Source organism: Streptomyces venezuelae, from assembly GCF_008642355.1.
Classification (GTDB): Bacteria; Actinomycetota; Actinomycetes; order Streptomycetales; family Streptomycetaceae; genus Streptomyces; species Streptomyces venezuelae_B.
Genome location: NZ_CP029193.1, coordinates 7,885,458 through 7,902,985 on the forward strand (window position 1 = coordinate 7,885,458; position 17,528 = coordinate 7,902,985).

22 protein-coding genes are annotated in these 17,528 nt (G+C 72.2%); 10 read left to right on the plus strand and 12 right to left on the minus strand.

The features are described from left to right. Nucleotides 1-70 precede the first annotated feature (70 nt). Nucleotides 71-784, plus strand: coding sequence for a DUF2470 domain-containing protein (locus DEJ47_RS35600; protein WP_150175238.1), 714 nt, complete (start codon nt 71-73; stop codon nt 782-784). Here the strand turns inward: DEJ47_RS35600 and DEJ47_RS35605 are convergent. Next, the gene (locus DEJ47_RS35605) at nt 749-1,036 is read right to left on the minus strand and encodes a YkvA family protein (RefSeq protein ID WP_150175239.1); all 288 of its coding nucleotides are present in this window, start codon (nt 1,034-1,036) and stop codon (nt 749-751) included. The genes DEJ47_RS35600 and DEJ47_RS35605 overlap by 36 nt on opposite strands. 54 nt (nt 1,037-1,090) lie before the next feature. On the opposite strand from DEJ47_RS35605, the gene DEJ47_RS35610 reads away from it, so the two are divergent. Further along, nucleotides 1,091-1,705: an isochorismatase family protein gene (locus DEJ47_RS35610; RefSeq protein WP_223828644.1), complete on the plus strand. Its 615-nt coding sequence runs from the start codon at nt 1,091-1,093 to the stop codon at nt 1,703-1,705. Here the strand turns inward: DEJ47_RS35610 and DEJ47_RS35615 are convergent. Both DEJ47_RS35615 and DEJ47_RS35620 read right to left on the minus strand, forming a co-directional pair. Next, nucleotides 1,692-3,065 (minus strand): HEAT repeat domain-containing protein, encoded by a 1,374-nt coding sequence (locus tag DEJ47_RS35615; RefSeq protein ID WP_223828645.1) that lies wholly within the window; start codon nt 3,063-3,065, stop codon nt 1,692-1,694. The two genes, DEJ47_RS35610 and DEJ47_RS35615, sit on opposite strands and share 14 nt — an antisense overlap. Before the next feature lie 98 nt (nt 3,066-3,163). Next, on the minus strand, nt 3,164-3,745 hold the full coding sequence (locus tag DEJ47_RS35620; RefSeq protein WP_150175240.1) for a snapalysin family zinc-dependent metalloprotease: 582 nt from the start codon (nt 3,743-3,745) through the stop codon (nt 3,164-3,166). A gap of 232 nt (nt 3,746-3,977) precedes the next feature. On the opposite strand from DEJ47_RS35620, the gene DEJ47_RS35625 reads away from it, so the two are divergent. Further along, nucleotides 3,978-4,751, plus strand: a complete 774-nt coding sequence (locus tag DEJ47_RS35625) for an SDR family NAD(P)-dependent oxidoreductase (RefSeq protein WP_223828646.1) — start codon at nt 3,978-3,980, stop codon at nt 4,749-4,751. A 21-nt stretch (nt 4,752-4,772) separates the two neighbouring features. Here DEJ47_RS35625 and DEJ47_RS35630 read toward each other — a convergent pair whose 3' ends face one another. Next, nucleotides 4,773-6,008 carry a lactonase family protein gene (locus tag DEJ47_RS35630; protein ID WP_150175241.1) on the minus strand — a complete coding sequence of 412 codons (1,236 nt, stop codon included), beginning with the start codon at nt 6,006-6,008 and terminating at the stop codon, nt 4,773-4,775. Between the two features lie 280 nt (nt 6,009-6,288). Between DEJ47_RS35630 and DEJ47_RS35635 the strand changes: the two genes are divergently transcribed. Both DEJ47_RS35635 and DEJ47_RS35640 read left to right on the plus strand, forming a co-directional pair. Then, entirely contained in the window at nt 6,289-6,972 is a 684-nt protein-coding gene (locus DEJ47_RS35635; RefSeq protein ID WP_150176106.1) for a TNT domain-containing protein, read from the plus strand. 17 nt (nt 6,973-6,989) lie between these two features. After that, entirely contained in the window at nt 6,990-7,268 is a 279-nt protein-coding gene (locus DEJ47_RS35640) for a hypothetical protein (RefSeq protein WP_150175242.1), read from the plus strand. Here DEJ47_RS35640 and rpmF read toward each other — a convergent pair. Beyond that, entirely contained in the window at nt 7,265-7,435 is a 171-nt protein-coding gene (gene rpmF / locus DEJ47_RS35645; RefSeq protein WP_150175243.1) for a 50S ribosomal protein L32, read from the minus strand. The two genes, DEJ47_RS35640 and rpmF, sit on opposite strands and share 4 nt — an antisense overlap. A 186-nt stretch (nt 7,436-7,621) precedes the next feature. Here rpmF and DEJ47_RS35650 point away from each other — a divergent pair, with 186 nt between their 5' ends. Genes DEJ47_RS35650 through DEJ47_RS35660 form a run of 3 tightly spaced genes read left to right on the plus strand, consistent with a single transcriptional unit; the run spans nt 7,622 to nt 10,067 of the window. Further along, nucleotides 7,622-8,521, plus strand: coding sequence for a MerR family transcriptional regulator (locus tag DEJ47_RS35650; protein ID WP_150175244.1), 900 nt, complete (start codon nt 7,622-7,624; stop codon nt 8,519-8,521). Continuing rightward, the gene (locus DEJ47_RS35655; RefSeq protein WP_150175245.1) at nt 8,518-9,756 is read left to right on the plus strand and encodes a glycosyltransferase; all 1,239 of its coding nucleotides are present in this window, start codon (nt 8,518-8,520) and stop codon (nt 9,754-9,756) included. The genes DEJ47_RS35650 and DEJ47_RS35655 overlap by 4 nt, the downstream gene beginning before the upstream one ends. 56 nt (nt 9,757-9,812) lie before the next feature. Further along, a complete protein-coding gene (locus DEJ47_RS35660; protein ID WP_150175246.1) occupies nt 9,813-10,067 on the plus strand; it encodes a hypothetical protein in 255 nt (84 codons plus the stop codon). Nucleotides 10,068-10,102: 35 nt separating this feature from the next. Here DEJ47_RS35660 and DEJ47_RS35665 read toward each other — a convergent pair whose 3' ends face one another. The 3 genes from DEJ47_RS35665 to DEJ47_RS35675 form a co-directional block, all read right to left on the minus strand. Further along, nucleotides 10,103-11,119, minus strand: coding sequence for a glutathione S-transferase family protein (locus tag DEJ47_RS35665; protein ID WP_150175247.1), 1,017 nt, complete (start codon nt 11,117-11,119; stop codon nt 10,103-10,105). Further along, complete coding sequence (locus DEJ47_RS37250; RefSeq protein WP_223828647.1) at nt 11,116-11,424, minus strand: hypothetical protein; 309 nt, start codon at nt 11,422-11,424, stop codon at nt 11,116-11,118. Before DEJ47_RS37250 ends, DEJ47_RS35665 begins: the two co-directional genes overlap by 4 nt. Before the next feature lie 85 nt (nt 11,425-11,509). Further along, nucleotides 11,510-13,009: a cytochrome P450 gene (locus tag DEJ47_RS35675; RefSeq protein ID WP_150175248.1), complete on the minus strand. Its 1,500-nt coding sequence runs from the start codon at nt 13,007-13,009 to the stop codon at nt 11,510-11,512. A 108-nt stretch (nt 13,010-13,117) separates the two neighbouring features. Here DEJ47_RS35675 and DEJ47_RS35680 point away from each other — a divergent pair, with 108 nt between their 5' ends. Further along, nucleotides 13,118-13,726 (plus strand): TetR/AcrR family transcriptional regulator, encoded by a 609-nt coding sequence (locus DEJ47_RS35680; protein WP_150175249.1) that lies wholly within the window; start codon nt 13,118-13,120, stop codon nt 13,724-13,726. Here the strand turns inward: DEJ47_RS35680 and DEJ47_RS35685 are convergent. Together DEJ47_RS35685 and DEJ47_RS35690 are read right to left on the minus strand one after the other, a co-directional pair. Next, nucleotides 13,716-14,348 (minus strand): HAD family hydrolase, encoded by a 633-nt coding sequence (locus tag DEJ47_RS35685; RefSeq protein ID WP_150175250.1) that lies wholly within the window; start codon nt 14,346-14,348, stop codon nt 13,716-13,718. The genes DEJ47_RS35680 and DEJ47_RS35685 overlap by 11 nt on opposite strands. Before the next feature lie 5 nt (nt 14,349-14,353). Further along, the gene (locus tag DEJ47_RS35690) at nt 14,354-15,112 is read right to left on the minus strand and encodes a DeoR/GlpR family DNA-binding transcription regulator (RefSeq protein WP_150175251.1); all 759 of its coding nucleotides are present in this window, start codon (nt 15,110-15,112) and stop codon (nt 14,354-14,356) included. A gap of 73 nt (nt 15,113-15,185) precedes the next feature. Between DEJ47_RS35690 and DEJ47_RS35695 the strand changes: the two genes are divergently transcribed. Next, nucleotides 15,186-16,394 (plus strand): MFS transporter, encoded by a 1,209-nt coding sequence (locus DEJ47_RS35695; protein WP_150175252.1) that lies wholly within the window; start codon nt 15,186-15,188, stop codon nt 16,392-16,394. On the opposite strand, the gene DEJ47_RS35700 is transcribed toward DEJ47_RS35695, so the two are convergent. Both DEJ47_RS35700 and DEJ47_RS35705 read right to left on the minus strand, forming a co-directional pair. Continuing rightward, nucleotides 16,349-16,804 carry a hypothetical protein gene (locus DEJ47_RS35700; RefSeq protein ID WP_150175253.1) on the minus strand — a complete coding sequence of 152 codons (456 nt, stop codon included), beginning with the start codon at nt 16,802-16,804 and terminating at the stop codon, nt 16,349-16,351. The two genes, DEJ47_RS35695 and DEJ47_RS35700, sit on opposite strands and share 46 nt — an antisense overlap. After that, nucleotides 16,804-17,361 carry a hypothetical protein gene (locus DEJ47_RS35705; protein WP_150175254.1) on the minus strand — a complete coding sequence of 186 codons (558 nt, stop codon included), beginning with the start codon at nt 17,359-17,361 and terminating at the stop codon, nt 16,804-16,806. The genes DEJ47_RS35700 and DEJ47_RS35705 overlap by 1 nt, the downstream gene beginning before the upstream one ends. Between the last annotated feature and the right edge of the window lie 167 nt (nt 17,362-17,528).

Genomic DNA, 17,528 nt, shown 5'->3' on the forward strand with positions numbered 1-17,528 from the left:
CGAGACGCGTACTGGCCCTGTTCAGCAATCTTCGATAAGTTAGGCAAGGCTTACCTAATGGAGGTTGAGGATGGGTGTCCGTCACAGCAGCACGACCGTGCCCACAGCGGCGGCACGCGCTCGTTCCGTGCTCGCCACCGCGTGGTCCTGCGCGGTGACCACGGAGATCGGCAGGGACGAACTCGTGGGCGCGCACACGGTGACCGAGGATGGCAGGATTCTGCTGTCACCGCCCGAGGACAGCGCGCTCGCCGCCGCCGTCATCTGCGCGCCGCGCGGCGAACCGTCCACCCTGATCGAGTTCGCGGACGTCTCCCCGGTGCCGCTGCGGGACCGGATCCGCGCCCGGCTGTGGCTCTCCGGGACGCTGGGGTACGACGGCGAGCACCTCGTCTTCGAGCCGACGTGCGCCGTGCTGCACGACTCCACCGGGGAGCGTCAGGGCGTGGAGCTCGACGAGTTCGCCCTGACGGTGCCCGATCCGCTGGCCGAGGCGGAGTCGCGGCTGCTCACGCATCTCGCCGACGCCCACCCGGAGGCCGTCGAGCAGCTCACCCGCCTCATCAGCCCGGACAGCCTGCAAGGGGTGGTGCGGGTCCGCCCGCTCGCCCTCGACCGGCACGGGATCTCCCTGCGTCTGGAGCGCGCACGCGGCCAGGCCGACGTACGCCTCCCGTTCCACCAGCTCGTGGAGGACGTCACGCAGGTGACGGAGTGCATGCACGCCCTCCTCATGAAGGCACGCCTCTCAACCGCGCGGCGCGGGCGGCCCGTCGGAGGCTGACCGCATCGACCGCAGCGCGAGCAGCAGCACCCCGATGTCGTCCAGATACACGGGGTCGGGCACCAGGTCGGTCGGCAGCACGAGGTAGGCGACCGCGGCCCAGAACACCCACTGCCGCTCGACGGGCAGGCCGGCTCTGCGCAGGGCGCGGCGGGTCCGGACGAGTCGTACGAGCAGAGCGACCGCGACGGCCAGAGTCGCGGCGGCCAGAACGGCGGCGACGACGAGGAGAACGGTCAGGTCCGTGCTCATACCCCCGTACATTAATCAAGTTGAGGTCTTACGTCTCGTAGGGATGATGGCGGGGTGACGAACCAGCCGAAGCCCACGCACTCCACTTCGCCCCTCGCCCCCGACGGGACCATCGCACCCGTCCAGGCACTGATCATCATCGACATGCAGACCGCGTTCGTCGGGGGCGACGGAGCCGTGCCCGACGCGGAGCGCCTCCTGGACCGCGTGCGGGGCCTGTTGGCGCGTGCACGTGAGAGCGGCGCGGTCGTCGTGCAGCTGCAGAACGACGGGGAGCCCGGCACCTCCGACGAGCCGGGCACCCCCGGCTGGGAGATCCACCTGCCCGCCGACACGGACCGGGGCGAGGTCGTCCTGCGCAAGACCGTCGACGACGGCTTCGAGGACAGTCCGCTCGCATCGCTGCTGCGGGACGCGGGCGTGCGGGAAATCGCCGTCTGCGGCGTGATGTCGGAGATGTGCGTCAGGGCGACGGCGAGCACCGCGCTGGAGCTCGGCTTCCGTGTGGTCCTGCCGCACGACGCCCACGCGACCTATGACATTCCGGCCGCCGAGGGCATCAGCGACGTGGTGCCCGCGGCGACGGTGTCGCGTGTCGCGGAGTGGACGCTCGGGGACGAGGTCGAGATCGTGCCGCGGGCGGCGGACGTGGTCTTCACGAAGCCGTAGCGGAGGCCCCCGCCCCGGCGTCCTGCCTGCGCCACCGGTAGTGCAGGAGTTCACCGGGCCGGTGATCGTGCTCGAACCCCGGACCGAGCGGACCCACGCGCTCGTACGCCTCCTCGGTGCGCGGATCGTCGCGGCGGGCGAGACCCCACGCGGCCTCCAGACGGACGAGTTGGTCGTCGGCGTCCAGCATCGCCGTCAGCGCGTCCGCGACGGCCGGTGTGCGGTCCGGGGAAGCGGCCAGGATCTCGGTCGCCCGGCGGCGCACGGCGGGGTCCGGGTCCTCGGTCATGGGGAGCAGCGCCCGGGTGACCTCGGGGCGGAGCGTCGCGTCGCCCCCGCTCACCCAGCAGGCCCTGAGCCGCACTTCCGTGTCCGGGTCGCGGACGAGGGAGAGCAGGGCCTCCCGGCCCGCAGGGGAGAGTGGGCCGCCGTGTGTCAGGAACGCGTACGGCACTTCGCGTCGCACGCGCGCATCCGGGTGCCCGACGTGGCGCAGCCCCGCGGCCTCCAGGCCGGGATGCTCGAACTCCGTGAACGCGCCCAGCACCTTGGCGAGAACGCCGCTGTCCGTCTCCTCGGCGGACCAGGCCGCGAGGACCTCCGTCTCGCGCTTTCCGTACTGAGGGTGGTCGACGTCGCAGAACGAGCGCGTCCGCAGACAGTCGGCGACGAACCTGCGGTGGGCCGGGTCCGGGTGGTGGCGGTGGGCGACAACGGCTGACCATGACGCGTCGTCACGTCGCCGCACGAGGAGCCAGTGGACCGCCGACCAGTCGACGTGCTTGCCGTCCGGCTGCCGGACGGCACGGGCGATCAGTTCGTCGACGGGGGCCGGAGTGCGGCAGGCGACCTCGAGGGTGCTGAGGATGGCGCCGTGCCCGGCGCGCACGACGAGACCGCCGAGTGCGACCTCGTCCACCCAGTCGTACTCGTCGTCCTCGACCCGGGAGGTGGTGACGGGCCCCGTCGCACCGGTCCTGCGCCGCAAGACCTCGGCGGCGCCTGTCTCGTACCAGTCCGTGGCCAGAGCGATGAGCGCCGCGCCTCGGGACGCCGACAGCCACAGCGAGGTCTCCTCACCGAGCACGGCCTCGAAGACCGCGTGTGAACCACCGTCAACCGCACGCCACAGCGGCGTCGTCCCGTCGGGCAGCACACGGTCCGGAGCGGCGCCACCGTCCACGAGGGCGCGGGCGACCGGCGCGTCGTAGGCCGCGACCGCGACGCACAACGCGGGCAGCCCGTCCTCGTCAACGGCGTCCGGATCCGCCCCTGCGCCGAGCAGGTCCTGCACCCTCTCCACATCCCCGGCCCGCACCGCCGCGAGAAGCCGCACCTCCGGTCCGCCGTTCTCTTCCACCAGCCAGGACTCCGTATCACCCGTCGCAGATGCCCGGCCGAGGGTGTCACGGCCGGGCACCGGACCGCAGGGGATTTACGGGACCTCCGACACAGGCCCTAGGGCGCGTCCACCACCAGCTGGCCGCTCGCCGGTACGCGTGTTGCGGCGCCGTTGGCGTAGAAGCCCTCGACGCGCGCCTGCTCGGCCGCGTTCGGCACGGCGTTCTTGCAGCTGACGCCGCCGGTGGAGCCCGACATCAACTGGGAGCACGGGCCGGGCTTGGTGTCGGGCAGCCCCAGGTTGTGCCCGATCTCGTGGGCTGCGATGCGGGTCTTGTCATACCCCTGGCCGACCGCCTGGCTGCCCAATTCGACGCGGCCTCGGCCGCCCGGCCTGACCGGGCCGATCGTCGCCTGCGGCCAGCCGCTGGTGGCGACGATCTGGATCTCGGCCCGGGTGCCGGGCTGGGCCTTGGTCAGCTTGACGTTGTCCACGTTGTTGTTCCACGAGGCGACTCCGGCGGCGATCGCCGTCTCCCAGCCCCTGGCCTGGCTGTCGTCGTACCGGAGTGTCACCACGGCGGATGCGTTCTCGGCCGCGACCGTGTCATGCGTGGACACGGCGTTCGCGGCGGGCGCCGCGGTCAGGGCGGCCGCCGTGGCCGCGATGGCTGTGACAAGGCGTCTGAAGTGCTGCATCGTTGTCCTTTCGCGTGCGTGGGGGATCGGTTCCGATGCTCGCTCGCGCGTGACAGTACATCGTCAAGTACGGGCCGTGCTGCCTCTGGCCAAGGCTTTGGGGAGGGTTCGCGCGATATCCAGCCACGCGTGCGGGTGTGCAGGGAACGCTCCTGCCGCAACCCGGCAACTGTGGGGCATCTCATGATCTTCGAGGGGTGTGGTCCGGCCCCGTACGGGTTTTACTCGCGGCATGACCGACACGAATGGAATGCTGGCCGGCAAGGCCGTCATGATCACGGGGGCTTCGAGCGGGATCGGCGAGGCCGCCGCACGGCTCTTCGCCGCCGAGGGCGCGGCCGTCCTGCTGATGGCCCGCCGCGAGGACACACTGAAGCAACTCGCCCAGGAGATCAACGACTCGGGCGGCCGCGCGGCCGTCAGCGTCGGCGACGTCGCGAACGCCGAGGACGTGCGGCGCGCCGTCGACGCGACACGCGAACACTTCGGCGCCCTGGACGCGGCCTTCAACAACGCGGGCTACGCCGGATCGCAGATGCTGCCGCTGCACGAACTCGACCAGGACGTCTTCGAGCGGACGATGGACGTCAACGTGCGCGGCACCTGGAACTGCCTGCGCTCGCAGATCCCCGTCATGCTCGAAGCGGGCAAGGGCGCGATCGTCAACACCGCCAGCACGGCGGCGATGGTGGCCACCGGAGCACCCGTGCCCTACGTCGCCGCGAAGCACGCGGTGCTCGGCATGACCCGGGCCGCCGCGGCCGAGTACGCCGCGCACGACATCCGCATCAACACGCTCGTCGTCGGCACCACACGCACGGAGATGATCAGCCACGCCGTCGAGGCGCACCCGGAGCTGGAACAGGCCTTCGTCGCCCGGCAGATGCAGAAGCGCATGGCCGACCCGGTCGAGATCGCCCAGGCCGCCCTGTGGCTGTGCAGCGACCGCGCTTCGTTCTCCACCGGGACGGCGCTTGCCGTGGACGGCGGTCTGACGTCCAACTGACCCGCCAGGGACTACGCGACGTCAGAGAGGCAGCGCGCACACCGCGATCGGGGAGGCGAACGGCTTGCCCGCGAGGCGGAGTGCGCCGCTGCCCGCGTCGACCCGGAAGACGCTCACCGAGCTCGACTTCTGGTTCGCGGCGAACAGCAGCCGCTGGGACGGGGAAAACGACAGCTGCCGAGGGAAGTCCCCGCCGACCGGCACCGTGTCGAGGAGCCGCAGCCGCGCGCCGTCGCCCTCGATCGCGTACCGCGTGATGCTGTTGTGCCCGCGATTGGCGAGGAAGGCGAAGCGGCCCTCGCGTGTCACCACGATCTGCGCCGGATAACTGGTGCCCTCGCCCGTGCCGGTCGACTGCGGCTCGCCGGGTGTGAGGCGGCCGGTGGCGGGGTCGTACGCGCAGACGACGACCGTGTTGTCGAGCTCGTCGGCGACGTACGCGAAGCGGCCCGAAGGGTGGAAGGTGAGATGGCGCGGGCCCGCGCCCGGCCGCAGGCTCGCCTGCGCCACGCGGCGGAGCGTGCCCGCCTTCTCGTCGAGGCGGTACGTGTAGAGCGTGTCGTTGCCGAGGTCGACGGCCAGGACGTGGCGGCCGTCCGGGCTCGTGACGATCTGATGGGCGTGCGGCCCCTGCTGGCCGGGGCCCGGCGGTGGCGAGGAGTGCGTGACCAGGTCCGTCCGCTCGCCGAGCGCGCCCGACGCCTCGACGGGATGGACGGCCACGCTGCCCGACCCGTAGTTGGCGCTGAGCAGCCAACGGCCGCTCGGATGCACGGAGAGATGGCAAGGACCGTTGCCGCCGGTGTCGCGCGTGCCGAGGACGTCGTGCTCGCCGTCGTGGGAGAGCGCGATGGCGGTCACGCCGCCCTTCTCCCGCTCGTTGACGGTGTAGAGGGTGCGGCCGGACGGATGCACCGCGAGATAGGAGGGGTCGGGGACGCCGGTGAGCGTGCCGGTGCTCTTGACGCGGCCCGTCGTTTCGTCGTACGTCGCCAGACCGATGCCCTTGCCGCCCCCTGCCTGCGAGGTGTACGTCCCCAGGAACAACTGTCCCTCGCGGCGCCGGTGGTGCGCCGCGGAGGAGGCGGTACTGCGGCGGGTGAGCTCGGAACGCTCCCGGTTCGCCTGACCCGGCGAGCCACAGGCGGAGGTGGAGGCAAGCGCTCCGGCGGTCGCCGCCCCCACCAGGGCACCGATGAACCGCCGCCGCCCGGGACCGCTCTCCGAACCCGTGCCCCGCTCTGTTCCGCTGGTCATGCCTGCACCTCGTGCGTCGGTGGTGACGGATGTGGCAGACACACAGTGCCGTGTGGACGAGCCGGCGGACAAGAGCCGCACACGTCGGCGCGGCGACCGGGCGGGGAGGGGCGGCGCGGAGAGGGGGGGGGAGACCGCCGGGAATCGGCCAACGGGGGCGCACATCACGGCGAGTTGACCACGGTGAACAACGGAGAGCCACGACTCCTATACGTTGTGCGAGCGATTGCTGTCGACTGCACACACATGCCCCGGGAGTTGTTGAGTGGACCACAGCCGAATGATCCGGATTCGTACCGTCCTTGCCGCGCTCGGCGTCGCGGGCGCCATGACGGCCGCACCCGCCGCGAGTGCCACGGCCTCGGCCGCCCCCGTGCCTCCGGCGGCCACCGCCGGCGCGGCGCACGAGCCGTGCACCGGAAAATTCCACGGCGACGCCCGCCTCGGACCCGCCTGGCTGCCCAAGAAGTGGGAGCGTCCCGTCGGCCCGCTCCTGAAGAACTGGAAGCGGACCGGCAAGCTGTCGCCGAAGGCCTTCCTGAAGAAGTACTGGGAGGGCCCGGCGGACACCGGCAGCTGGAAGTACCCGCCCAACGACGGCTTCGACACCGTCAACGGCCGGATCGACAAGCACCGCGAGCTCCTGGAGCGGGGCGAGGAGCTCGACCGCTTCGGCTCGGAGTTCGGCGGGTATCTCGCACCCGCGGGCGACCCGTACGCGAAGCGCGCCCTGCCCCCGCAGAACCTCAACACCCGCGACGCCGCCGTCGCCTGCGACTACCGCGTCTACGAAGTGACCAAGCCGTTCCACGTGTGGCAGGGCAGCATCGCGCCATGGTTCGAGCAGCCGGGGCGTGGCCGGCAGATCAAGCTGGACCCGGCCTTCCTGGACCCGGGCGAGGGGCAGCGCCTGAACGTGAAGTGGCTGCTGGACCACGGGTACCTCGAGCCCGCCAACGGCTAGCGACGGGAGTGCGGCTTGTGGACGCCCGTGAGGCCGCGGCGGCTCTGCGCGCCGCCGGGGTCGCCGACGGCTACTACTGGATCGACGGCGTCCACGAGCCGTCCCCCACGCCCCCCGACTTCGTCTATCTGCGCAGAGACGGGGGCGGGGCGGGCGAGGCCGGGGAGTGGGAGGTCGGGACGTACGAGAGGGGCACGCACCAGCCGCTGGCCCGGTACGGGGACGAGGCGGCGGCCTGCGCGCACCTGCTGCGGCAACTGATCCGAGCCCGGCCCGAGCCGGGCGAAAGGCCCTAGTCCTTGGGGCGGATCAGGCCTCGCTCGTACGCCTTGACCAGCCGCTGCGGCACCATCTGTGCGACGCCGTCGACGGTCACGGGCACGAGCTGCGCGGTGGCCGCCTTCCACTGGGCGCGGCGGTGCCGGGTGTTGCTGCGGGACATCTTCCGTTTGGGTACGGCCATGGGGATCCTCCCGGGTGGGATGGTCGGGGGCTGTTCGCGGACGTCCGCACGCTATATGAAAATGGATACCATTACCAATTGGGGTAGGGGGGTGCGGGATCGTGCGGGGGGTTCGGGGTCGAAGGCCCGGGTTGACCCTCACGTCGCGTCAGGCTTCACGCTGAGCGTCGACGAAAGGTGAGGTCCATGAGGTACACCGTCGGGCAGGTCGCAGGCTTCGCCGGCGTCACCGTCCGCACCCTGCACCACTACGACCGGGCCGGACTGCTCACGCCCGGCGAGCGCAGCAACAGCGGCTACCGCCTCTACGGCGAGGCCGACCTGGCCCGGCTCCAGCAGATCCTCTTCTACCGCGAGCTCGGCTTCACCCTCGACGAGATCGCCGAGATCCTGGCCGATCCGCACGCCGACGCCCTCGGTCGGCTGCGGGCCAGGCGCCAGGCGCTGCGCGAACAGATCGACCGGCTGGAACGGCTGGTCGAGGTCGCCGAGCGGGCGATGGAGGTGCAGCGGACCGGGGTGACCCTCGACCCCCGGGAGCGGTTCGAGGTGTTCGGCGAGGTCGCGTTCGATCTCAGTTACGCCACCGAGGCCGGGCTGAAGTGGCAGGACAGCCCCGGGCATCGAACGGCGATGCGGAGTGCCGCCGAACACACCAAGGAGGACTGGGCGGAGCTCATGCGGGAGGCCGCGCGGTGGCGGGAGGAGCTGCTCGCCGCCTTTGATGCCGAAGAGCCCGCGGGTGGGGAGCGGGCAATGGAGCTGGCCGAGGCGCATCGGCGGCACATCGCCCGCTGGTTCACGCCGTGCCCGTCCGACATGCACCGGCGCATCGCGGACGACTTCGTCTCCGACGCCCGCGCGTTCGCGCTCGTCGTGCCGCCGTCGCAACAACGGCCGGGGCTCGCCGCGTATCTGCGCGCGGCGGTAGTGGCCAACGCCGAGCGCCGCACGGGACCTCGGGGTCGACCTGAGAACGAGACCGGTCTGCACCACCCTCACCCTGAACCTGAGGGTGAGGGTGAGGGTGGCAGGGTTCGCGCCTCCGAGTCCTCCCGCTCCTCCCTGCCCGAAGAGGTCCGATGACACGCCTACTGATCACCGCAGCCGGTTCCTACGGCGATGTCGCCCCCTACACCGGCCTCGGCGCCGGGCTCCGCGCCGCCGGGTACGACGTCGCGCTCGCTTCCCACCGCTCCTTCGCGCCGCTCGTCGAGGCCGCGGGCCTGCGCTTCCGCGAGCTGCCGGACTCCCCGGCGACCGGCCGGCGCGCGGGCAGCCGCACGGAGCTGATGCGGTCGGCCTCGACCTTCGTGCAAGGGCTGGGCGGCGGTCTCGTCGACGCCGCCGTACGCGGCGCCGACCTCCTCCTGCTCTCCGCGACCACCGCGCCTCTCGGCTGGCAGCTGGCGGAGGCCATGCGCATACCGGCGGTGGGGGCGTACCTCCAACCGACGCATCCCACCCGGGCGTTCGCGCCGGTCGTCGGCGGCACACGGTCGCTCGGCCGGATCGGGAACCGCGCGCTCGGCGCGTTCTCCCTCCGCATGGTCGACCACGTCTACGCCGACGCGGTCCGCGACCTGCGTGCCCGTCTCTCGCTGCCCGCCGCCGCGCCGGGCCGTGTCCGCGCCCGACAGGAGCGGGCACGCTGGCCGGTGCTGCACGGCTTCAGCCCGGCCGTCGTGCCGAGGCCCGCGGACTGGCGCCCCGGCCTCGAGGTCGTCGGCAACTGGTGGCCGCATCACGATCCGGCGGACCGGCTGCCGCCGGAACTCGACGACTTCCTCAGTGCGGGGCCGCCACCGGTGTTCATCGGGTTCGGCAGCATGGCGGGCGGCGAGGGCGACGGCGAGCGGTTGAGCGAGATCGCGGTGAGCGCGTTGCGCACGGCGGGGCTGCGCGGCGTGCTGCAGTCGGGACGGGCGGGCCTCGCGGGCTCCGGCGACGACATCCTGACGATCGGTGAGGTGCCGCACGCCCTGCTGTTCCCCAGGGTGGCGGCCGTGGTGCACCACGCGGGGGCGGGCACGTCGGCGGCGGCGCTCCGCGCGGGCGCTCCCGCCGTCCCCGTGCCGGTCGCGGCCGACCAGCCGTTCTGGGCCGCCCGCCTCGCGTCCCTGGGGGCGGCGACCGCTCCTGTCCCCTTCGAGGACCTCACCGCACCCGCCCTGGCCGACGCGATCGGTCGCGCCGTGCGCGAGGGCACGCATGCGCGCACCGCCCGACGCCTCGCCCGGCTGCTGGCGGCGGAGGACGGCGCGGGGCACGTGGCGCAGGCGGTCGAGCGGGCGCTGCGGCCCCGCGCCGCGACCCTCTAGCCCGAGCGGACGACTGGCGAGGCGGGTCCCGAGGGCGTCATGGAAGAGTTCCGGACATGACCGAAAGCTACCTGTACATGGCGCATCCCCGGATCACGGTCCTCGGGGTCCAGCCCGGCCACCCCCCGTTCCGGATCGTGGAGATCGACGGGGAGGTGGTGGGCAAGGCGAAGACCGTCACGGACGTCCTCGACGCCGCCGCCATGGCAGGCATCACCGTGCACGACCTCGACGACCCTGACACCGTGCGCTGGGTGGGCGGCGACAAGTTCACCTGGAAGCCCGACAAGGAGCCGACGCCACGTCCGTGACCCGAATGTCATGGGGGGCGCGTCGCGGAGCGACCTCAGGGGCGACCCGTCGCCGGTACCTCCTCCCCGGAAGGCACAGGCCCCGGAGGCGTACCGTCCCCGAAGGGGCGGCCGCCCAACTCCTCGCGGTGGTGCGGTGTCAGCCACCCCGAGGGGTCGGGGCCGAGCGGCACGATGCCGGTCGGGTTGATGCCGGTGTGCACTTGGTAGTAGTGCCGCTTGATGTGGTCGAAGTCGATCGTGTCGCCGAAGCCGGGGGTCTGGAAGAGATCCCGTGCGTAGGCCCAGAGGACCCGGTCCTCGGAGAGTTTCCGTACGTTGCACTTGAAGTGGCCGTGGTAGACGGCGTCGAACCGCACCAGCGTGCAGAAGAAACGGATGTCGGCCTCGGTGATCGTGTCCCCGACCAGATAGCGGCGGTTCGAAAGGCGCTCGGAGGCCAGGTCGAGGCGGCGGAAGACGTCACGGCACGCCGACTCGTACGTCTCCTGGTCCGGGGCGAAACCGGAGCGGTACACGCCGTTGTTGACGTCGCGGTAGATGCCGTCCATCACCGTGTCGATCTCGTCGCGCAGCGGCTCCGGATACAGGTCCGGCGCCCCCTCGCGGTGGAGCGCCGTCCACTCCGTGGCGAAGTCCAGCGTGATCTGCTGGAAGTCGTTCGTGACCAGCTTGCCGCTCGGTACGTCGACGAGCGCGGGAACGCTGACGCCACCCGGATAGCCGGTCTCCCGCGCTTCGTACGCCTCGCTCAGATAGCGGATGCCGAGCACCGGGTCGCGGTCGTCCGGGTCCAGCGTGAAACGCCAGCTCCGATCGTCCTGGATCGGGTCGGTGACGGCCAGGGAGACGGCGCCCTCCAGACCCAGGAGCCGCCGCGAGATGAGGGAACGGCCCGCCCACGGGCAGGCCCGGCTCACCACGAGGCGGTACCGCCCGGCCTCCACGGGCCAGCCGTCCCTGCCGTCCGCCGTGACGCGGTCCGCGAAGTGGCTCTTGGAGCGCTTGAACTCCTTGTGCCCGTACGAGGCGTTGCCCTGGTCCGCGCTCATGACGCGCTGCCCTCTCCCGCGCAGGAGTGGGACATCCGCGACCGCTCCCCGGACGGCGGGCCCGGATCGGCGGAGCGCGGGGGAGGCGGCGCGAGGTCGTAGATCCGGTCGATGAGCGCCGCCTCGTTGCCCGCGAGGCCCGCGCGGCGCAGCGCCTCGTCGGCCTCCGCGATGGGCCCCGCGAGCAGCGTCGCCGCCGCCACGGGGGAGACCGACGCGGAGTCGGAGAGTGCGGCGCGCGCCGTGTGCAGCAGGCGCAAGCAGGCCTGGGCGGCGAGCAGTTCCTCGGACGTCGTGCCGGTCATGTCGAGCGACTCCTCTGCGCTGGATGGCAAGGTGGCATCGGGGGATGCCACCTCCACTCTTGCGCACGGGTCTGACAATGGCGCTCTACGCGGCTCGGGCGCGGCGCGACAGACGCAGCGTCAGGCCGTCCGGCATCAGGGTGAGACGCTCGGCGACGCGCAGCCGGTAGCCCGGGTCGGCGTGCAGGTCGTAGCGGCGCAGCAGCAGTCCGAGCACCAGGGTCGCCTCGTGCAGCGCGAACTGACGTCCGATGCAGGCGCGGGCACCGGTCCCGAACGGCTTGAAGACATGGGCGGGGCGTGCGCGTACGGCCGAGGGGGCGAACCGGTCGGGGTCGAACTCCTCGGGGTGCCCGCCCCACGCGGCCGGGTCGCGGTGCAGCATCGTCGCGAGGACCAGCGCCCACGCGCCGCGCCGCATCGGATGCTCACCCCCGAGGACGGTGTCCGTGCGGGCCTCTCGGGCGAACCCCGGAGCGGTCGGCCAGAGGCGGAGCGACTCGTCGAGCACCCGGCGCAGGTAACGCAACTTGGCCACCTGCTCGTACGCGGGCTCGCCGTCCGCGCCCCAGACCTCGTCGACCTCGGCCCGCGCGCGGGCGAGCACTTTCGGAGAGCGTGACAAGTAATGGAGCGCGAACGACAACGCGCCGGACGTCGTCTCGTGCCCGGCGACCAGGAAGGTGATGACCTGACGGCGGATGTTCTCCGGAGTGAGCCGCTCCCCGGTCTCCGGGTGGGCCACTTGCAGCATGCGGTCGAGCAGGTCACCCATGCCGTTCGACTCCGAACCGGTCTCCGCGCGGCGGGCCGCGATCACCGCGTCGACCGTGCGGTTGAGGTACGCCATGTCCGCGTCGTTGCGCCGGTCCGCGCCGCGCAGCACGAGCGGGGCCAGCAGCGGCGGCACGACGTTGCGCCGCTGGGCGTAGGAGAGCGTGCCGACCATCGCCGACACGAAGGGGTGTGGCGCGGACCGTTCGAAGGAGCCGAAGTCGTGCCCGAACCCGGTACGGGCGATGGTCTCCAGCGTCAGCTTCGTCATGTCCCCCGGCACGTCCACCGCCAGGCCCGCCGCCTCCCGCTCGTCCCAGCGCGCCGTCAGCTGCCGTGCGACGTCCAGCATCAGCGGGTGGTAGCCCGCCATTGCGTCGCGGCTGAACCCGGGGGCGAGAATGTCGTGCGCCAGCTGCCAGTTGGGCTCGTGGTTGTACGCCGTGAAGAGGCCGTCGCCCGCGACCGGCCGCAGGTTGGCCACGCCCAGGCCCACGTGCTTGGCGAACCGCGACTCGTCGGCCATGTCCGCGGCGAGCTCCGCGCCCCACACGAAGACGAACTCCTTGCCGAACGCCTTGCGCCTGAAGATCGGCCCGAGCCGGCGCGCCAGCTTCATCGAGTCCTGCACCGGCGTGCGGACGTCGGCGCCCAGGATGTCGCCGACCACCGGGAGCCGGTGCGGCGGATGCGGTATTCGATGCAGCTCGGGCCAGCCGAGCTCGGCGCTGCGGAAACCCTTCGGGGGAGGGGCCGGGGAATGCCGCCCGTCAGGTCCGTTCGCCGCAGCGGACCGTGTCGTCTGCGCCATGTGCCCATCTCCCTTGTCCGACGGGCCCGTTGGGCCTGTTGTACGTGGATTCAACAGGAGATACCAGTCTGGTGCCCCTATTGAATTCGCGTCAAGTAAGGTGCCTGCATGGCCGCGAATCCCCAGGAGCGCACGCGCCGCAGACTGAGCACCGAGGAGCGGCGCGAGCAGCTGCTTTCGGTCGGGGCGCGGCTCTTCGCGCAGAAGCCGTACGACGACGTGTGGATCGAGCGGGTCGCGGAGATCGCCGGTGTCTCGCGGGGGCTCCTGTACCACTACTTCCCGACCAAGAGGGACTTCTTCGCCGCCGTGGTGCGCCGCGAGAGCGAGCGCATGCTGCGCCTGACGGCGGCGGTCCCCGGGCTGCCGGTGCACGAACAGGTCAGCGCCGGCCTCGACGCGTTCCTCGGGTATGTGGAGAGTCACGCGCAGGGTTTCCGCGCCTTCCACCGGGCCGAGGCGGCGGGCGACCCGCTGGTCCGCGAGGTCTACCGCAACGGTCTCGCCGCGCAGGAGCGGCAGATCCTCGCGGCTCTCGCCGCGGACCCGGCCGCGTCGGACGTCACCCAGGATCTGCCCGCGCTGCGTCTCGCGGTGCGCGGGTGGCTCGCGTTCATGGTGGCGGTCTGTCTGGAATGGCTGGAAGAACCGGACCTGACGCGTGAGCAGGTCAGGGACCTGTGCGCGAAGGCGCTGCTGGGCGCGATCACGCGCTGAGGCGGAGCACCTCGCGCAGCCGGGCGGGCGTCGTGAAGAGGTGGCCGCGCACGCCGACGGCCTCGGCGGCGCGGATGTTCTCCTCGCGGTCGTCCACGAAGAGGACGCGTCCGGGCTCGGCGCCGAGCGCCTCCAGGCACCAGCGGTAGGCGCCGGGTTCCGGCTTGGCGTGGCCTATGCGGCACGAGAAGGCGCACACCTGGAAGTGCTTGAGCCAGGAATGCCGCTCTTCGTAATGGGCGGCCAGTTCCTCCGGGATGTTGGAGAGCAGCGCGACGGGTTGTCCCGCGGCCGTCAGCTCCTCGACGAGGGTGACCATCGTGTCGTCGACGGCGCTCCAACTGGCGAGGTCGGCCTCGATGAGCCGCGCGACGCGGGCCTCGTCGAACGCGGTGCCGAGGGCGTCGGCCACCCGCTTCCAGTACGCGACGCCGTTCACGTCCCCGCGGTCGTACGGCTGACGCAGCCCCCAGTAGGCGTCCCAGAAGGCCGGTGCGGGTCCGCCCGCGAGCGCTGCCAGACGTTCCTTGCCGGCCTCGGACTGGTGGCGCGCGATGACGCCGAACATGTCGAAGAGCACGACGTCGGAAGCGGCGTCGAGAGGGCGGTGAGGGTTGTTCATGGGGGTCATGCCTTTCGTACGGTCACGCCCGCCGCGGCGAGCAGGTCGGTCTCGGCGTCCGGTGCCGCGTCGTCCGTGACGACGGCGTGCAGGGCGTCGGCGGCCGCGACGAAGGCCAAGGCGGTACGGGAGAGCTTCGCGGCGTCCGCGACGGCGATGACGCGGCGGGCGGAGCCGATCGCGGCGCGCTTCACGGCGGCGTCGTCGAGGTCGTAGGCGGTGAGGCCGTCCGCCGCCGTCAGGCCGCAGCAGCCGATCACGGCGGTGTCGAAGCGCAGTGCGGCCAGCGACGCGGTGGTCAGCGGGCCGGTGAGGGCCAGCTCGCCGGGGCGTGGCCGCCCGCCCGGCACGAGCAGCGTCACCTGCGGCGCGGCCGACAGGGCGTTCACCGCGTGCAGGGACAGCGGCATCACGGTCAGACGGCGGTGCTCCAGGGCGCGGGCGACCTCCAGGCAGGTCGTACCGCTGTCGACGACGACGGACTCCCCGTCCGCGATCAGTCCGGCCACGGCGGCGGCGATGCGTCGCTTCGCCGCGAGGCCTTCCTGCTCCCGCAGGACGAACGGCGGCTCCTCGCCGCGCAGCAGCAGGCTCCGCGCGCCTCCGCGATAACGCTCCAGGACGCCCTGTTCCGCCAGGGCCTCCAGGTCGCGGCGGATGGTCATCTCGGAGGCGCCCGTCAGCCGGGCGAGTTCCGCGACACCGAGCCGCCCCGCCTCGCGCACGGCGTCGGTGATCTGCCTCAGTCGATCTGTACTGGCCACCCCCACATCAAACAACAAAACTGTTCGCAGATCAATCTTCCGAACAACGTTCCTGTTCGTTATGTTCGAAGGCATGGAGAGAACACTGCGAGCCGGCCGCCTGGCCACCTTCGCCTACTTCGCGCTGAACGGCTTCCTCATGGGGATGTGGATCGTCCACATCCCCGCCGTCGAGGACCGGGCCGGGATCAGCCACGCCGTGCTCGGCTGGCTCCTGCTGCTGCTCGGCGCCGGTGCTTTCGTGGGCATGCAGATCGTCGGCCCGCTCACCGACCGGCTCGGCGCCCGCACCGTGGTGCCCGTCAGTGCCGCCCTGTGCGCCGCCGCCGTGGTCCTGCCGGGGCTCGCCACGAACGTGTGGACGCTGGGGGCCGCGCTGCTGGCCCTCGGCCTCGGCAACGGCTGCCTGGACGTCAGCATGAACGCCCACGCCGTGCAGGTCGAGCGCGGCTACCGACGGCCCGTCATGTCCGCCTTCCACGCGACGTTCTCCATCGGCGGTGTCCTCGCCGCGCTGGTCGGAGCCCGCACGCTCAGTTGGGGCTGGAGCCCGGCGGCGACGCTCGGCGCGGTGGCCGCGCTCGGTGCCGTGGCGGCGGCCGTGTCCGCTCCGGCCCTGCTGCGTCCCCGATCCGCGGACGCCGCGTCACCGCGGACACCGGAACCAGCCGCGTCCTCTGTCGCTCGGCGCGCGACACCGCGCCGGATCTGGGTCCTCGCCGCCCTCGCCCTGATGCTCATGCTCTGCGAAGGGGTGGCGAACGACTGGAGCGTCCTGCACCTGCGCGACGTGCTCGACGCGCCCGCCGCGACCGCGGCGCTCGCCTACGGCGCCTTCGCCACGGCCATGACCGTCGGCCGCCTGCTCGCCGACCGGGTGGCCGCGCGGTGCGGCCCGGTGGCCATCCTCCGGTACGGCGCGGCCGTGGCCGCGGCGGGCCTGACGGTGGCGGCACTGTCCCCCTGGATCCCGCTCGCCCTGGTGGGCTGGACCGTGTTCGGCGCGGGCCTCTCCGGGTGCATCCCCCAGCTGTTCAGTGCCGCGGGCCACGCGGACCCCGAGGCCGCGGGTGTCAACGTCTCGCGGGTGGCGGGGCTCGGCTACCTCGGCATGCTCGCGGGACCCGCGGTCATCGGCCCGCTGACCCACTTCGTGCCGCTCAACCTGACGTTCTTCCTGCCGGTGGCGTTCTGTGTGGTCGCGGCCTGCGCCGCGGGCGTTCTGCGGGAGACCCCTCAAGGGGCGGAGAACCCCGCCCGGAAGTGCTCCAGCAGTGTCTGACGCGACGCGGCGGTGGCGAGCCGGTCCGCCACCCAGAGGTAGAAGTCGTCGGCGAGCTCGTCCAGCCAGTCGTACGCCGGGTCGAAGGGACCGGAATCCGGTGCCGCGTAAGGGAGTTCGAACTCAGTGGCGCCGCCGGAGCCGATGACGGAGAAGTGCCGCGTGCCGTCGGCCGACGAGGCCTGCCGGACCGAGACCGACGCGCAGTCCCACCTTCGCGCCCCGAACTGGAGCCACAGCGTCCCGGTGCCCTCCCCGGCGCCGTACAGCGCGGCCGCCGCCTGCTCGCCCTCCCCGGGAAGGTGGACGAAGCCGTGGCAGCCGCCGCCGGACGCGGGGGAGAGGAGCCCCGAACCGGGGTCCAGGTCCCACACCCGGCCGTGCCGGTCGTAGTCCGACAGGCGTGTCATCAGCCGCGAGGCTCCAGGCCGAGCTCGCGGTCCACGGCCGCGCTGCTCCGCGTGGCGGCCGCGATGACGGCGCGCCAGCTGCCGTACTTGACGTACTGCTGCTCCGCCGTCGGGCCGAGCGGGTTGCCGTACTTCTTCATGTTGCGCGCCTCCAGGGCCTGAACGGCCTCGGGTGACATGCCCGCGCGCGTGATGTCCTTGGCTTCGTTGCGCATGTCCACCAGTTTGCGGGCGATCTCCTCGTCCGAGCGGCCCGCGGCGTGCATCTCGTCGGCCACGCGCTCCATGTCGTCGAGCAGCCGGTGGTAGCGGATCCGGGTCTCGCGCGCCTGCGCGCGCTGCTCCGGAGTCATCTCCCGGATCATGCACACGGCGGGATCGCTGCTGGTGCACGACTCGTCGACGACGGCCGGCGCGGTGGCGGCAAGGATGGTCGCCTGAGCCGCGTGAGCCTGCCCCGGAGCGCCGAGGAACCCGCTCACCGCGGTGAACAGGGCGAGCAGGAAGAGGGCGACGGAACGGCCCGGGGCCGTGGGGGCGGGCACGGATCTCGACATGGGGGAGGGGTCTCGCTTTCTTGCCTGAGAACGTACGAGCAGGGATAAATCGGACGTTACGGCGGTGGGGCGAGGGCACGCGGGCGCGGCATGGACGCGTTCGGGTGACCGTGAGGCGCCGAAGGGGGCGCCACAGGTCCGTGCGAAGACCAAATGGTGGCGCTTCG

Excerpts from the sequence above, each read along its gene's own strand:
- DEJ47_RS35600 (WP_150175238.1), top strand. The coding sequence starts at position 71 with ATGGGTGTCCGTCACAGCAGCACGACCGTGCCCACAGCGGCGGCACGC.
- DEJ47_RS35605 (WP_150175239.1), bottom strand. The coding sequence starts at position 1,036 with ATGAGCACGGACCTGACCGTTCTCCTCGTCGTCGCCGCCGTTCTGGCC.
- DEJ47_RS35620 (WP_150175240.1), bottom strand. The coding sequence starts at position 3,745 with ATGCAGCACTTCAGACGCCTTGTCACAGCCATCGCGGCCACGGCGGCC.
- DEJ47_RS35625 (WP_223828646.1), top strand. The coding sequence starts at position 3,978 with ATGACCGACACGAATGGAATGCTGGCCGGCAAGGCCGTCATGATCACG.
- DEJ47_RS35630 (WP_150175241.1), bottom strand. The coding sequence starts at position 6,008 with ATGACCAGCGGAACAGAGCGGGGCACGGGTTCGGAGAGCGGTCCCGGG.
- DEJ47_RS35635 (WP_150176106.1), top strand. The coding sequence starts at position 6,289 with ATGATCCGGATTCGTACCGTCCTTGCCGCGCTCGGCGTCGCGGGCGCC.
- rpmF (WP_150175243.1), bottom strand. The coding sequence starts at position 7,435 with ATGGCCGTACCCAAACGGAAGATGTCCCGCAGCAACACCCGGCACCGC.
- DEJ47_RS35650 (WP_150175244.1), top strand. The coding sequence starts at position 7,622 with ATGAGGTACACCGTCGGGCAGGTCGCAGGCTTCGCCGGCGTCACCGTC.
- DEJ47_RS35655 (WP_150175245.1), top strand. The coding sequence starts at position 8,518 with ATGACACGCCTACTGATCACCGCAGCCGGTTCCTACGGCGATGTCGCC.
- DEJ47_RS35660 (WP_150175246.1), top strand. The coding sequence starts at position 9,813 with ATGACCGAAAGCTACCTGTACATGGCGCATCCCCGGATCACGGTCCTC.
- DEJ47_RS35665 (WP_150175247.1), bottom strand. The coding sequence starts at position 11,119 with ATGAGCGCGGACCAGGGCAACGCCTCGTACGGGCACAAGGAGTTCAAG.
- DEJ47_RS37250 (WP_223828647.1), bottom strand. The coding sequence starts at position 11,424 with ATGACCGGCACGACGTCCGAGGAACTGCTCGCCGCCCAGGCCTGCTTG.
- DEJ47_RS35675 (WP_150175248.1), bottom strand. The coding sequence starts at position 13,009 with ATGGCGCAGACGACACGGTCCGCTGCGGCGAACGGACCTGACGGGCGG.
- DEJ47_RS35680 (WP_150175249.1), top strand. The coding sequence starts at position 13,118 with ATGGCCGCGAATCCCCAGGAGCGCACGCGCCGCAGACTGAGCACCGAG.
- DEJ47_RS35685 (WP_150175250.1), bottom strand. The coding sequence starts at position 14,348 with ATGAACAACCCTCACCGCCCTCTCGACGCCGCTTCCGACGTCGTGCTC.
- DEJ47_RS35695 (WP_150175252.1), top strand. The coding sequence starts at position 15,186 with ATGGAGAGAACACTGCGAGCCGGCCGCCTGGCCACCTTCGCCTACTTC.
- DEJ47_RS35700 (WP_150175253.1), bottom strand. The coding sequence starts at position 16,804 with ATGACACGCCTGTCGGACTACGACCGGCACGGCCGGGTGTGGGACCTG.
- DEJ47_RS35705 (WP_150175254.1), bottom strand. The coding sequence starts at position 17,361 with ATGTCGAGATCCGTGCCCGCCCCCACGGCCCCGGGCCGTTCCGTCGCC.